The organism is Polaribacter ponticola, from assembly GCF_026191475.2.
GTDB lineage: Bacteria > Bacteroidota > Bacteroidia > Flavobacteriales > Flavobacteriaceae > Polaribacter > Polaribacter ponticola.
This window is the reverse complement of the sequence record NZ_JAOSLC020000002.1, coordinates 36,535-50,574: the sequence shown is the minus strand read 5'-3', so window position 1 is coordinate 50,574 and position 14,040 is coordinate 36,535. Positions and strand designations below refer to the sequence as shown.

Genomic DNA, 14,040 nt, shown 5'->3' with positions numbered 1-14,040 from the left:
TGGTCAAGAATAATTGTATTTTTGTATCATGGAAAAACGCTTACAACAACTACCAAAATTAGCAGAAGAATCTAAAAAAGAAAGTTTAAAGTATTTTGCGAATGTAAAGAAAAGAGTGCCTAAAAATTTTGATTATGTTGTACATGAATTACATGATAAAGAATTTGAAAAAACAGATTGTTTAGAATGTGGAAATTGCTGTAAAACTACAAGCCCTATTTTTACAGATAAAGATATAGAGCGTATTTCTAAGCATTTGAAAATGAAAGTAGCAGATTTTCAAAACACATACTTAGAAAGAGATGAAGATGATTTTATGGTTTTAAAAACTGCACCTTGTTCTTTTTTGGACGAGTCTGATAATAGTTGTTTTATTTATGATGTTCGCCCAAAAGCTTGCGCAGAATATCCTCATACAAATCGTAAAAAGTTTATTAATATCTCTGAACTAACGGTAGCAAATACTGCAATTTGCCCTGCAGCTTATTCTATAGTAGAAGAATTAAAGAAAAAAATACCTATGGTTTCTAAGGTAAAAAAGAGAAGAGGGTAGGTGTTTACTCTATAAGGATTTGTTCCAAATTTTTAATATAATTTTTCATTCGTACTCCAGAAAGATTCGTTAAAATAGAAATTACTATGTTTTGTTTTGGATATATTAAAAGATATGTAGAAGCTCCTACGCCACCACCAGAATGACTATATTTTAAATGGTTATTTTTAGTTTTAGAAACTACAACTCCAATACCATAATTTGTATTTTTTTGATTACTTGTTTTTTGAGTTTTTACTAAATCTAAAAATGATTTTTTTGAAATTATAGTTGGATTAATTAATTCGTTTCCAAATTTAATTAGGTCTTCAGAAGTAGATAAATAGCCACCACCAGCAGCTTTAAAAATATTGTTTACAACAGGCGCAATTTTAATTTTATTGTTTCTTTTGATATAAAAGATCGTCTTGTTTTTTATAGCAATATCTGGGTTTCCAACAACAGTGTTTTTCATTTCTAAAGGAGAAAAAATTTCATCTTTCATATAAGATAAATAGTTTTTTTTAGAAGCGTTTTGAATAACAATACTTAATAAATTCCATCCATAGGTACTGTATTTGTAGCTTGTTCCTGGTTTAAATAAAAGAGGATCATTTTTAAAGAGATCTAAACCATTAATAATTGTCATTTTTTTGTTTGATAAAAATTCATCGCCTTTATAGTGCCTTATTCCAGCTATATGACCACCAATTTGTCTTATGGTAAAATCATGTTTTTTTTAGGATAATTAGGTAAGTAAGTGTACAAACTCGCATCAAAATCTATTTTTTTATCATCAACTAATTTTGCCAAAGCAACAGCAGTTAGAGTTTTAGAAATACTTGCAATTCTAAATTTTGTAAGATTAGGTTTTACTTTCTCTTTCGTTTTAAGGTTTGAGTAGCCAAATCCTTCTGAAAAGAACAATTTATTATTTATTGATATGGAAATAGCCATTCCTGGGATTTTGTTTTCTGCCAAAAAATTTTCTGAAATAATTTGTACTTTTTGTTTTTTTGTGTTTTCTTGAGCATAGATAGGCGCATTTATGCATAAAAAAGCTGCAATAAAATATAGAAATGTCTTTTTCATTTTAATTATAGATTAAATATTTTTTTCTAATTTTTTTAAACACTTCAATGTCTTGTTTCCAAGATTCTCTTATTGTTTTTGCATTTAAACCTTGCTCAATTTGTTGTTGCAGTTTTGTGTTTCCTGCATGAATAGTAAAAGTTTTACCAAAGAATTTTTCTGTTTTTGGTGTTTTGTTATAAGCATCAATTAACCATTCTAAATTAATAGCACTTAATTTTTTTACACTACTTAAATCTACACCATAACAAAGCTTATTTTTATGCTTTGGGTATTTAGCTCCAAAATTTGCTATTGGAGTATAGCCAAAATTACTTTTTTCAAAAAAAGGAGCTCCATATCTTTGAAATTGATATTCGGTTCCTCTTCCTGCATTTATAATAGTTCCTTCAAAAAAACCTAAACTCGGGTATAGGTTTATAGATTTATCGTTTGGTAAGTTTGGAGAAGGTCTTATTGTTAAGCTGTATTCAGAAGTATGAGTATAATTTTCTAACGGAATCACTGTTAAATCACATTTAATTCCGTTTTTTAACCATTTTTCTCCGTTAATCATTTGTCCGTATTCACCAATTGTCATTCCGTAGACAAGAGGAACAGGATGTTTACCAACAAAACTAGAATGTTTCATTTTTAAAACTGGTCCATCAACATAATGTCCATTTGGATTTGGTCTATCTAAAATAATTAAAGGAATTCCATTTTCTGCACAAGCTTCCATAACAAAATGCAACGAAGAAATATAAGTGTAAAAACGCGCTCCAACATCTTGAATGTCAAAAACCATAACATCAATTCCTTTTAATTGTTCAGCTGAAGGTTTTTTGCTTTTTCCATGCAAAGAAAGAATAGGTAAACCTGTTTTGGTATCAATTCCGTCTTTTATATGTTCCGCAGCATCAGCTTTTCCTCTAAAACCATGTTCTGGAGCAAAAACTTTTTGTACGTTAATTCCATTATGAGTATGTAAATAATCTACTAAATGATGCATAACCTCTTTAGAGCCCATAACATTTGGAGCCACTTCTGCACGTTGTAAAACCGATAAAACGGATGTTTGATTTGCAACAATAGCAACGTTTTTACCTTTTAATAAATTAAGATATAAATTTGTTCTTTCTGCACCTGTTTTAATAGATGGTGATTTTCCTATAACTTTTTTTACTATCTCAACAGGTTTTTGAGCACAAGAAATCAGCTGAAAATTTAGTAATAAAAATAAGATTAAATATGTACTTTTGAAAGGTTTAAAATTTATCATCAATTTGAATTACGAGTTATTTATTGCAAAACGCATTATTGCTGGCAAAAAGTATAAAAATAGCATTTCATCGCCAATTATAAAAATTGCAATCACTGCAATTGCGTTAGGAATTATCATTATGCTAATTGCGGTTGCAACAGGAGCTGGATTGCAATATAAAATTCGTGATAAAATGGCCGGATTTAAAGGGCATATTCAAATTGTGAATTATGATAATAATAATTCTGATATTTCAACTACTTCTATAAAAAAAGAACAAGATTTCTATCCAAAATTTAAGAATTTAAAAGGAATTAAAAATGTTCAGGTTTTTGCAAATAAAGGAGGTATTTTAAGAACTGATAATGATTTTGAAGGAATTGTTTTTAAAGGAGTTTCTTCAGATTATGACTGGTCTTTTTTTAAAGAATATTTAATTGATGGTTTTGTACCTAACTTTAACCAAAGTAGAACTAAAGAAGTGCTACTTTCTCAAACAATTATAAATCGCTTAAACTTAAAGTTAAACGATACTATTTTAGCTACTTTTTTAAAAACAAAAAACAGTAAACTACCATCTAACAGAAAGTATATAATTTCTGGTATTTACAACTCTGGTTTTGATCAGTTTGATAAAAACATGATGATTGGTGATATTAGAGAGGTGCAAAAATTAAATAAATGGACAGAAAAAGAGGTTGGAGGTTTTGAGGTTTTATTAGATGATTTTGATGATATTGATGTGAAAGGAGCAGAAATTTATAGTGAAATAGGAGTTACTTTAAATGCAAAAACAATAGTTGAAACGTACCCTAATGTTTTTGAATGGATTCAGCTTTTCGATAACAATGTTTGGGTAATTATTGGTATCATGATTATTATTGCTGGTATTAACATGATTACTGCTTTACTGGTTTTAATTTTAGAGCGAGTGCAAATGATAGGCATTTTAAAGGCTTTAGGTAGTAGTAATACTAGTATTAGAAAAGTTTTTTTATATAACGCTTCTTACTTAATTTTAAAAGGCCTTTTTTGGGGTAATATTATTGGTTTAATAATAATTGGTATTCAGTATTTTTTTGGCGTTATTACTTTAGATCCAGAAACTTATTATGTTGCTAAAATGCCAGTATATATATCTCTTGGAGCAATTTTGGTTTTAAATTTTGGCACACTTTTTCTATGCTTTTTAATGCTAATTATTCCATCATATATAATAACAAAAATTAATCCTTCTAAGTCTATTAAGTTTGCATAGTTTATAATAGTAAGCTCTTTATAGAAGAGTGTTTTGTAATATTGTTACTTGTATTCTACTTGTAGTATGAACTTCATAATATTTCTTTTTATTTTCGTTTCTTTGTACTTTGAAAATAAGACATGAAATACGCAAAAAACATATTAGAAACAATTGGTAATACGCCACTAGTTCAATTAAATTCTGTTACTAAAGAAATAGATGCTTTAGTATTAGCAAAAGTAGAAACTTTTAACCCAGGAAATTCTATAAAAGATAGAATGGCTCTTAAAATGATTGAAGATGCTGAGGCAGATGGACGTTTAAAACCTGGCGGAACAATTATTGAAGGAACTTCTGGAAATACAGGAATGGGTTTAGCTTTAGCTTCAATTATAAAAGGCTATAAATGTATTTTTGTAATTTCGGACAAGCAATCTAAAGAAAAAATGGATATTCTTCGCGCAGTTGGGGCAGAAGTAATAGTTTGTCCTACTAATGTAGAACCAGATGATCCTCGTTCTTATTATTCTGTTTCTAAACGTTTGGGCGCAGAAACACCAAATTCTTGGTACGTAAATCAATATGACAACCCAAGTAATGCATTAGCACATTATGAGCAAACTGGACCAGAAATTTGGGAACAAACTGAAGGGAAAATAACGCATTTTGTAGTTGGAGTAGGAACTGGAGGAACTATTTCTGGTACAGCAAAATATTTAAAAGAGAAAAACACGAATATTAAAGTTTGGGGAATTGATACCTACGGTTCTGTATTTAAAAAATACCATGAAACAGGTATTTTTGATGAGAATGAAATTTATCCTTACATCACTGAAGGAATTGGAGAAGATATTTTACCTAAAAATGTAGATTTTTCTCTAATTGATGGTTTTACTAAAGTAACAGATAAAGATGCTGCTGTTTACACAAGAAAAATTGCCAAAGAAGAAGGAATTTTTGTTGGTAATTCTGCAGGTTCTGCTATTAAAGGAATGTTACAATTAAAAGAGCATTTTACAAAAGATGATGTTGTTGTTGTGTTGTTTCACGATCATGGAAGTAGATATGTTGGTAAGATGTTTAATGACGATTGGATGCGTGAAAGAGGTTTCTTAGAAGAGGAAATTAAAACGGCTGCAGATTTAATTAAAAATCATTCTGATGAGCCTTTAGTTGCTGCACAAACTGAAGAATTAGTTTCGCATGCAATTGAGCGTATGCGCGATTATAAAATTTCACAAATTCCTGTAAAAGATATTAATGGTTTTGTGGGGTCTATTGATGAGTCTGTTTTATTACACAGTTTTATTGAAGATAAAAATATAGCAGATAAACCTATTAAAGATATTATGGGGGAACCATATCCTATAGTTAAGAAATCTGCAAAATTAGAAGAGATTTCTAAATTGATTACCAAAGAGAATCAAGCTGTTTTAGTAGATTTAGAAAATGGAAATCACCACATTATTACAAAGTATGATATAATTAGTGCTATTTAATTAACGGACTTTTTCGTCATTTCATCGGTTTATGATAACAAGTGAGCGAAAACAAAAAAATCTAACAAGTAATAATTGTTTATTTGTAGTGTATTTAATAAAATACATAACAAGTTTTATAAGTTGGGGGATTTATAAATTGTAGTATAAAATCATCTAGAATTAATTTTTTAGATGATTTTTTTGTATTTATAATTGCTTAATATTAAGTTGTTTATTCTTGTTTTTTAGTGTTAATTTTTATTTACAAGTACTTTGCTGTAATTCAACGAAAGTAAAATGTCATTAAACGAATTGCTTGGAATTAGAGTCATAATCTTTGTTTCTTTGAGGTGTAATTAAAATACAATATCAAGTTTTATAAGTTGGGGGATTTATAAACTGAGGATTAAAAAACATCTAGAATTAAGTTTCTAGATGTTTTTTTAATAAAAGGATTGTGATTTATTGTTTATTTTCAGTCAAGACTAGTAATTCTTAATAAAAGAACATTGTTGTATTTCAACTAAAGCAAAAAGTCATTAACCGAAAAATTAAATTTTAAACCTAGAATTGTTTCTCTTTATAATGAAATTAAAAAAGCATTAAAGTATTTTATAAGTTGGGGGACTTATAAAATGTAGTGAAGGTCATCTAAAATTAGTTTTTTAGATGACTCTTTTTTTGTAATGCATTTTATACTGATAGTTTTTATAATTTATTTTAGCTATTTTTTTAAGAATGAAATAAAAAAAGACCGCCTATATAAGCAGTCTTTTTTTAATCAAATAATTCAAATAATTTACATAACGAAAACAGTTTACAAGGCTGTTTTCAATTAGTTCTTATCAATTTTTGTGCCAAAAATATATTTTATAAAAATTATTTATTTTTTATTTAGCGTGTTTATGTGCTTTGTATGATGAACGCACTAAGGCTCCACTTTCTACATACATAAAGCCCATTTCTAAGCCAATTGTTTCGTATTTTTTAAATTGTGCAGGAGTAATAAATTCTTTTACTGGTAAATGTTTTTTTGTTGGTTGTAAATATTGACCAATTGTTAAAACATCTAATCCTACAGCTTGTAGGTCTTTCATAGTTTGTAAAACTTCTTCTTCGGTTTCTCCTAAGCCAAGCATTAAACCAGTTTTTGTTCTCATACCTTTTTCTTTTAGGTATTTTAAAACTCCTAAACTTCTATCATATTTTGCTTGTATTCTAACTTCTCGTGTTAACCTTCTAACAGTTTCCATGTTATGAGAAACTACTTCAGGAGCTACTTCTATAATTCGATCTATTTGTTTAGTATTTCCTTGAAAGTCTGGAATTAATGTTTCTAAAGTAGTATTTGGGTTAGCTCTACGAATTGCATCAACAGTTTCAGCCCAAATAATAGAACCGCCATCTTTTAAGTCATCTCTATCAACAGAAGTAATTACAGCATGTTTAATACTCATAATTTTTATAGAGCGAGCAACTTTTTCAGGTTCATCCCATTCTACTGTTTCTGGTCTACCTGTTTTTACACCACAAAAACCACAAGAACGAGTACATATATTTCCTAAAATCATAAATGTAGCAGTTCCTTCTCCCCAACATTCACCCATATTTGGGCAACTTCCACTAGTACAAATTGTATTTAACTTATATTTATCTACCAATCCTCTTAATTCGGTGTATTTTTTACCAACAGGTAATTTTACACGTAACCAATTCGGTTTTTTAACTCTTTCTGGTAGTATTACAGAATCTATTGCCATTTTCTAAAGTAATTGAAATACAAATTTACGAAGAAAAGATTTAAATATTACTTATAAACCAAATACTAAATCCAATTAAAAAAACAATTCCTATAATACTAATTGATTTTAAATAAATACCTGGTTGATGTTCTTTAGGAGTATGTTTTCCTGTTATCAAAATATAATTTAAAATAGCATAAAAAGGAGCTGTTAAAAAAGATAGGATTGTTGCAATTTTTACTAAATCTCCCATATTATTTAAATTGAAATGTAGTATAAATAGTGTACCAATTAAAAGGAAGATAATCCAAAACCAGTAGCCAAATTTAAACTCTTTATTAAATAATAATTTGGAAGTTTTATTCATTGCTCTAGGAGAAGCATCTAAGGTTGTTATAGAGGTACTAAACATTGTAGTAAAAGCAGCGATAGTTATAAAAATATAAGAAAATTCACCTAAATTTTTAGTGTATAAAGTAATGAGTTGTGATGCAAAAATACTTCCTTTATTAGAAAATGTTTCGCCAGATTTATACATAACTAAAGCACCTAAAAGAACAAAACAAATACCTAGAACTAATGTGCTTATGTAACCTACATTAAAATCGAAAATGGCATCTTTTGGTTTTATTTTTATAAATGTATTTTTACTTTTTTCTACAGACCAAATCGAGTGCCAAATAGAAACATCTAGTGGTGCTGGCATCCAACCTAAAAAAGCAATTAAAAAAGTTATTTCAACAGTTCCGGAAGGGAGAATCTGACGAACATCAAAAGCTTCTTTAGAGCTAAATAAAGCTACAGATACTGCTATAATTGTGCTTAAGGTTAAAATAATGATTATGTATTTCATTAGATTATCTAGCAATTTGTATTTACCAATCAATAAAATAATAACGCTAAAAGATATTAAAACTGTAGACCAAATTACCAAATCATTTGTAAAACCAAATAATTGAGAAGCTAAACCAGCAGTTACTATTGTTACAGCAGCTTGTATGGTAAACATTGTTGCAAAATTTAAAATATAATACAATGTTAAAACACTTTTACCAAGTTTTTTATAGCCATCTAATAAAGTTTCTCCTGTGGCTGCTGCATAACGTGGTCCAAATTGAAAGAATGGGTATTTAACAATGTGAACTAATAATAATGCCCATAGCAAGCCAAAACCAAATTCAGCACCTGCTTTTGTAGATTGTACTAGGTGAGATACGCCAATAGCAGCACCTGCAAATAGTAAACCTGGTCCTAAAGAATTTAAAAATGATTTTTTCATTTTTAGGTTTTTTTAATAATTTCTGCAAGTAATTTTTTAGCTCTTAAAAGTTTAACTTTAACGTTATTCATTGGTTCGTTAATTTGAGCAGAAATTTCTTTATAGCTTAATTCTTGAAAATAACGCAATTGAATGACTTCTTGATATTTGGGTTTTAATTGTTTTATATCTTTTAGAAGTTTTGCTAAATTTTGTTCTCTTATTATTATATCTTCTGGAGTAGGATTTTCATCAGCAACTAAGTATACTTTTTCTTCTTGTTCAATTGTAGTTTCTGCTAAAATTGATGCATTTTTTTTACGCAATAAATCTATGTGTACATTTTTAGAAATAGTAATTAACCAGGTGTTAAAAACATATTTATTATCGAAAGTATGAATTTTATCAAAAGCTTTAGAGAACGTTTGTATCGTTATGTCTTCTGCATCATTTTCACTTTTTGTGCGTTTTAACTGATAATTAAAAACATTAGCCCAAAAAGTATCTAACAAAAATCTAAATGCGGCCTGATTTCCTTCTTTAGCTTTAGAAATATTTATTTCAAGTTTATGATCGTGTATTTTCAATGATTGGGTTTTGAAATCAAATTAGCACTAAATATACTAATTTGAATCAATAATAATGCTATTTCTAAAAAAGGTAAGAAAAAAATAATTTGTGGTTCTTTTAATTTTTTTGAAGAAAACCCAATAACAATAAACTGTAGTAAATAGTAAACTAATAAAATACTTAAAATTATGATATAAGGATAATAAAAAAAGAACTATTGCCAAAATTAAGAAAAGAAGTTTTGTAACATTAAAAAGGGCTAAGAAAAAACGATATTTTGGCTTATATAATCTTTTTAGTTGAGTTGCTTCTTTTTTTGTAATATCCAATTAAAAAATGATTTTGAACCTTCAGTTTCAATAAAACTGTTTTTAGAGATTGTAAATGTTGTATTTTGTTTGTTAGAGGCATCTTTTATAAATAAATCGGCTTCACCATTTTTTATTTTCATGTGATTGATAAAACCATTAGCTTTAAAGAATTCTTTTTTTGATAAGATAAATTATTTCCAAAAGTCATAAAAGATGCTCCATGTTTTGTAAAAGTAAAACAGATAATTGCATTTAATAAGTTTTCAAAACGAATAAAAAGATTGAATAGTTTTTTCTCTTTTTTAATTTTGCTGTACCCTAAAACTATTGTTTTTTCTACAGTATGTTTCTTGTTTAATTCTGTAATCCAATGTTTAGAAACAGGTTTGCTTTTTGCATCGATGAAGCAAAGATGTTCATGTTTTGCAGCTTTAATTCCTAGTGTTAATGCATATTTTTTGTTTGCCCAAAAAGCTTCATTATTCTCTACATTAACAATTTTAATATTAGAATTATTAGCTTTATAAGTTTCTAAAATTTCATCAGTATTGTCTGTGGAAGCATTGTTTATTAAAACAATTTCAAATTTAGAATATTTTTGAGCTAAAATAGATGGCAAAAAATTATGTAAATTTTCTCCTTCATTTTTTACAAACACGATTATAGAAAATGGGTGCTCTGTTGTCTGTTCTTTTGCAGTTTTATTTACAAATAAAAAACTAGAAAAACTAAGATAATAAATTGCCTGTATTACTGCGCAAACCACAAAAGAGTAGAAGACAATAGATAAAATCATTATTTAGTAAACGTATTAATTATGTTGTGGTTCTGAACAAGAATCAAATTTATCTGGTGTTTTACCACAAAAACCGCAAGCTTCTCCACTTTCATTTAGCATTGGATTTTGACTAGCGCAAGTACCTGCAAATTCTCCATCCTTTTTTGCCCAAATTTTAATGGCAAGTCCAGCAATACCTAGTGCTAATAGTCCAATAGTAAGAAATAATAATTTCATAATAAGTAAAGTTTACAAAAAATAAAAATGTACATAAAACCTAAGTAGTTTTAAAGCTAAAAATTAAGTTTTAATTCGTTACAAATGTACAAAATTACAAGTATAAAAAATATAATTTTAAGGCTAAAAAAAAGTGAAAGTGACTTTCTAAAAAACAATGTGTCAAAAAAATATCTACTAACAAAAAAAATAAATATGGATACAGTAACAGAGTCATTAAAGAATTTTTACTTCACAATTTCTTCAGGATTGGGTAATTGGGGTTTACAATTAATAGGAGCAATAGCTGCATTAATTATAGGTTTATGGATTATTAGAATACTGATGAATGCTATTTCTAAAATTTTTGAAAAAAAGAGTATAGACGAAACCTTGCAACCTTTTTTATTAACTTCACTTGGGTTTCTTTTAAAATTATTACTAATTATTTCTATTGCTGGTATTGTTGGTATGCCAATGGCTTCTTTTGCAGCTCTTTTAGCAGGTGTAGGTTTAGCAATTGGAGCAGCTTTTAATGGTTCTTTAGGGCATATAGCTTCTGGTATAATGCTATTAATTTTTAGACCATTTAAAGTAGGAGATTTAATAAAAACGAACGGAGCATTTGGTTTTGTAAAAGAAATTTCTGTATTTGTTACGGTTATAGAAACTTTTCAGAACGAAACAGAAATAATTCCTAATTCAGCAATCACAGCTAATAAAATAACAAACCTTACAAAAATTGGAAATTTAAGAATTGATATGCCGTTTGCAATACGATATGATGCTGATGTTTCAAAAGCTAAAGAGATTGTTTTAGGTGTATTAAAAAAGGATGAAAATGTATTAAAAGAAAGTAACTGTAAACCGAGAGTTGCAGTTAATAATTTAGGGCAAAATAGCATAGAATTATTAGCGATGCCTTACGTAAATTGCGATAAATATTGGGATGTGTATTGGGATACAAGGCAAGAAATTGTTGAAGCTTTAGGTAAAGCTGGTTATGAAGCTCCATTACCTCAAAGAGTTGTTACAATGACTAAATAGTCTTTTGTAATTGTTAAGAATTCTAATAAAAACTAAAATTTGATTAAGCGTAAAAAGGGTGGTATTTTAAAATACCACCCTTTTTACGCTTAATTTTTTAAAAGAATTTACTTTTTATATGATATTTACTTCTATCTCTAAGGAAATCTCAAATTTATTTAAAATTGTTTCTTGGATTTTTTTAGCTAGTAAATGAATTTCTTTTCCCGTTGCTTCTCCATAATTAACTAAAACAAGAGCTTGTTTATTATGAACACCATATTCTCCAAATCGTTTACCTTTAAATCCAGATTGTTCAATTAACCAACCTGCAGGTATTTTAATTTCAGATTCAGATATTTTATAACTAGGAATTGTAGGATATTTTTTTTGTAATTCTAAAAATTGAGAAGTTTTAACTACAGGATTTTTAAAAAAACTACCACTATTTCCTATCATTTTTGGATCTGGCAACTTAGATTTTCTGATAGAAATTACTGCGTTAGAAATATTTTTTAAAGTTGGTTTTTTTATTTTTTTGTTTTCTAGTTCAGTGTTTATTGCACCGTACGAAGTGTTTAATTTATGTTTTTTTTAGTAAGTCTAAAACTAACAGAAGTTATAATGTATTTTCCCTTAACCTCGTTTTTAAAAATTGAATTTCTATAACCAAAATTACATTCAATATTAGAAAATGAAACTAATTTTTGATTTTCAATATCTATAGCTTCAACTTTTGTAATGGTGTCTTTAACTTCTACACCATAAGCCCCAATATTCTGGATTGGGCAAGTTCCAACATTACCTGGTATTAAAGATAAATTCTCTATTCCGCCATAATTATTAGAAACACACCATAATACAAATTCATGCCAGTTTTCGCCAGCATTAACCGTTAAATAAACATCATTCTCGTTTTCTCTGTCAATAGATATCCCTTTAATATCAATATGAATAACTAGTTTTTCAATGTCTTTAGTAAGTAACATATTAGAGCCTCCAGAAATTAAAAAAATGTCTTTTTCAATTTTTAAAAGTTGTTGTAATTGATAAACTGAATTTACAGATATAAAACGTTTTGCATTTACAGAAATACCAAATGTATTATATTTTTTAAGCGATATGTTTTGTTGAATATTCAAATTTTCTTTTTTGTCTCCTTGAGCGCAGTCTAAAGGTTTATTAAGTTCTCTACTGCGTTCGAACTGACATTTATGAGTTATATTGTTTTAAAGCTTCCCCTAAAATTTCAACAGATTTAATTAAATCTTTTTTATTTAAAACATAAGCTATTCTAACTTGGTTTTTTCCTTCACCTGGAGTAGAATAAAATCCGCTTGCTGGTGCAACCATTATCGTTTCATTGTTAAGATTAAATTTTTCTAATAGCCATTGAGCAAAATGATCTGAATCCTCAACAGGTAATTCTGCAACACAATAAAAAGCTCCTTTAGGGTTGGCAACTTTTACATCTTCAATTTTTTTAAGCTCAGTTATTAAAGTATTTCTTCTTTCAACATATTCTGTTTTTACATCATCAAAATAACTCTGTGGTGTGTCTAAAGCTGCTTCACTTGCAATTAATGCATATGTTGGCGGACTTAATCTTGCTTGTGCAAATTTTATAGCTGTATTCATAAACTGCTTATTTTTAGAAACAATGCAACCAATTCTAGCCCCACACATACTATAGCGTTTAGAAACAGAATCTATTATTATTGAATTTTCTTCTAAGCCATCTAAAGCCATTACAGAGGTATGTTTTAATCCGTCATAAGCAAATTCACGATACACTTCATCTGCAATTAAAAATAAATCATGTTTTAAAACAATTTGTTTTAGTTTTTTCATTTCTTCTTCAGAATATAAATATCCTGTAGGATTACCTGGATTACAAATTAATATTGCTTTTGTGTTTTTAGTAATTAATTTTTCGAAATCTTCAATTTTAGGTAAAGAAAAATTGTCTTCAAGTTTAGAAATTACGGGTACAACTGTAACTCCAGAAGCAGTAGAAAAACCATTGTAATTAGCATAAAATGGTTCTGGAATTATAATTTCATCTCCTGGATCTGTAATACTACCAATAGTAAAAAGTAAAGCTTCAGAACCTCCTGTTGTAATTACTATATTATTAGCAGAAACATTAATATTATGATTTTTATAATAATTAGCAAGTTTTATTCTGTATTCTTCAGAACCTTCAGAGCGTGCATAAGCTAATGTTTGTATATCATTATTTTTTACTGCATCTAAAGCAATTTGAGGTGTTTTAATGTCTGGTTGACCGATATTTAAATGATAAACTTTAGTTCCTCTTTTTTTAGCATCTTCTGCAAATGGCACCAATTTTCTAATTGGTGATTCTGGCATTTGATTTCCTTTTTTAGATATTGAAGGCATAATAATTTCTTAGGTGATTTAAGATGCAAATTTGCGAAATATATTTTATATCTACCTTTAATTTCTTGATTCTTTAAAAAGTTAATTTTTTGGTAAAAATACTAGAATACTAATCATAATTTGTATCTTCATTTTTATTGATAATTTA

General features: G+C 27.9%; 14 protein-coding genes and 1 pseudogene. 4 read left to right on the top strand and 11 right to left on the bottom strand.

All coding sequences use genetic code 11. The annotated features are described in order from the left end of the window. Window positions 1–28 precede the first annotated feature (28 nt). Window positions 29–553 (top strand): YkgJ family cysteine cluster protein, encoded by a 525-nt coding sequence (locus N5A56_RS00540; RefSeq protein ID WP_265724266.1) that lies wholly within the window; start codon window positions 29–31, stop codon window positions 551–553. A 4-nt stretch (window positions 554–557) separates the two neighbouring features. Here the strand turns inward: N5A56_RS00540 and N5A56_RS00535 are convergent, their stop codons facing one another. From N5A56_RS00535 to N5A56_RS00525, 3 genes are read right to left on the bottom strand one after another with little or no spacing between them, the layout of a single operon-like run. After that, the gene (locus N5A56_RS00535) at window positions 558–1,223 is read right to left on the bottom strand and encodes a serine hydrolase domain-containing protein (RefSeq protein ID WP_265726082.1); all 666 of its coding nucleotides are present in this window, start codon (window positions 1,221–1,223) and stop codon (window positions 558–560) included. A 26-nt stretch (window positions 1,224–1,249) separates the two neighbouring features. Next, window positions 1,250–1,624 (bottom strand): serine hydrolase domain-containing protein, encoded by a 375-nt coding sequence (locus tag N5A56_RS00530; protein WP_265724267.1) that lies wholly within the window; start codon window positions 1,622–1,624, stop codon window positions 1,250–1,252. 1 nt (window position 1,625) lies between these two features. After that, window positions 1,626–2,885: an exo-beta-N-acetylmuramidase NamZ family protein gene (locus N5A56_RS00525; RefSeq protein ID WP_265724268.1), complete on the bottom strand. Its 1,260-nt coding sequence runs from the start codon at window positions 2,883–2,885 to the stop codon at window positions 1,626–1,628. A gap of 4 nt (window positions 2,886–2,889) precedes the next feature. Here N5A56_RS00525 and N5A56_RS00520 point away from each other — a divergent pair, with 4 nt between their 5' ends. Together N5A56_RS00520 and N5A56_RS00515 are read left to right on the top strand one after the other, a co-directional pair. Next, a complete protein-coding gene (locus tag N5A56_RS00520; protein WP_265726083.1) occupies window positions 2,890–4,125 on the top strand; it encodes an ABC transporter permease in 1,236 nt (411 codons plus the stop codon). A gap of 122 nt (window positions 4,126–4,247) precedes the next feature. Then, window positions 4,248–5,606: a pyridoxal-phosphate dependent enzyme gene (locus N5A56_RS00515; RefSeq protein WP_265724269.1), complete on the top strand. Its 1,359-nt coding sequence runs from the start codon at window positions 4,248–4,250 to the stop codon at window positions 5,604–5,606. Between the two features lie 872 nt (window positions 5,607–6,478). Here the strand turns inward: N5A56_RS00515 and lipA are convergent. From lipA to N5A56_RS00485, 6 genes are all read right to left on the bottom strand, one after another. Then, window positions 6,479–7,348: a lipoyl synthase gene (gene lipA, locus N5A56_RS00510; RefSeq protein ID WP_265724270.1), complete on the bottom strand. Its 870-nt coding sequence runs from the start codon at window positions 7,346–7,348 to the stop codon at window positions 6,479–6,481. Between the two features lie 40 nt (window positions 7,349–7,388). Further along, complete coding sequence (locus tag N5A56_RS00505; RefSeq protein WP_265724271.1) at window positions 7,389–8,609, bottom strand: Nramp family divalent metal transporter; 1,221 nt, start codon at window positions 8,607–8,609, stop codon at window positions 7,389–7,391. 2 nt (window positions 8,610–8,611) lie between these two features. Next, the gene (locus tag N5A56_RS00500; RefSeq protein ID WP_274270119.1) at window positions 8,612–9,175 is read right to left on the bottom strand and encodes an RNA polymerase sigma factor; all 564 of its coding nucleotides are present in this window, start codon (window positions 9,173–9,175) and stop codon (window positions 8,612–8,614) included. Window positions 9,176–9,453: 278 nt separating this feature from the next. Further along, a complete protein-coding gene (locus N5A56_RS00495) occupies window positions 9,454–9,609 on the bottom strand; it encodes a hypothetical protein (protein WP_265724272.1) in 156 nt (51 codons plus the stop codon). Next, window positions 9,606–10,265, bottom strand: coding sequence for a glycosyltransferase (locus N5A56_RS00490; protein WP_265724273.1), 660 nt, complete (start codon window positions 10,263–10,265; stop codon window positions 9,606–9,608). Before N5A56_RS00490 ends, N5A56_RS00495 begins: the two co-directional genes overlap by 4 nt. A 15-nt stretch (window positions 10,266–10,280) precedes the next feature. Beyond that, on the bottom strand, window positions 10,281–10,484 hold the full coding sequence (locus tag N5A56_RS00485; protein ID WP_265724274.1) for a membrane or secreted protein: 204 nt from the start codon (window positions 10,482–10,484) through the stop codon (window positions 10,281–10,283). A gap of 195 nt (window positions 10,485–10,679) precedes the next feature. Here N5A56_RS00485 and N5A56_RS00480 point away from each other — a divergent pair, with 195 nt between their 5' ends. Further along, on the top strand, window positions 10,680–11,510 hold the full coding sequence (locus tag N5A56_RS00480) for a mechanosensitive ion channel family protein (protein ID WP_274270118.1): 831 nt from the start codon (window positions 10,680–10,682) through the stop codon (window positions 11,508–11,510). Window positions 11,511–11,624: 114 nt separating this feature from the next. On the opposite strand, the pseudogene murB reads toward N5A56_RS00480, so the two are convergent. Both murB and N5A56_RS00470 read right to left on the bottom strand, forming a co-directional pair. After that, window positions 11,625–12,631 (bottom strand): annotated as a pseudogene (gene murB, locus N5A56_RS00475) (UDP-N-acetylmuramate dehydrogenase). A 70-nt stretch (window positions 12,632–12,701) separates the two neighbouring features. Beyond that, on the bottom strand, window positions 12,702–13,892 hold the full coding sequence (locus N5A56_RS00470; protein ID WP_265724278.1) for a pyridoxal phosphate-dependent aminotransferase: 1,191 nt from the start codon (window positions 13,890–13,892) through the stop codon (window positions 12,702–12,704). Window positions 13,893–14,040 lie beyond the last annotated feature (148 nt).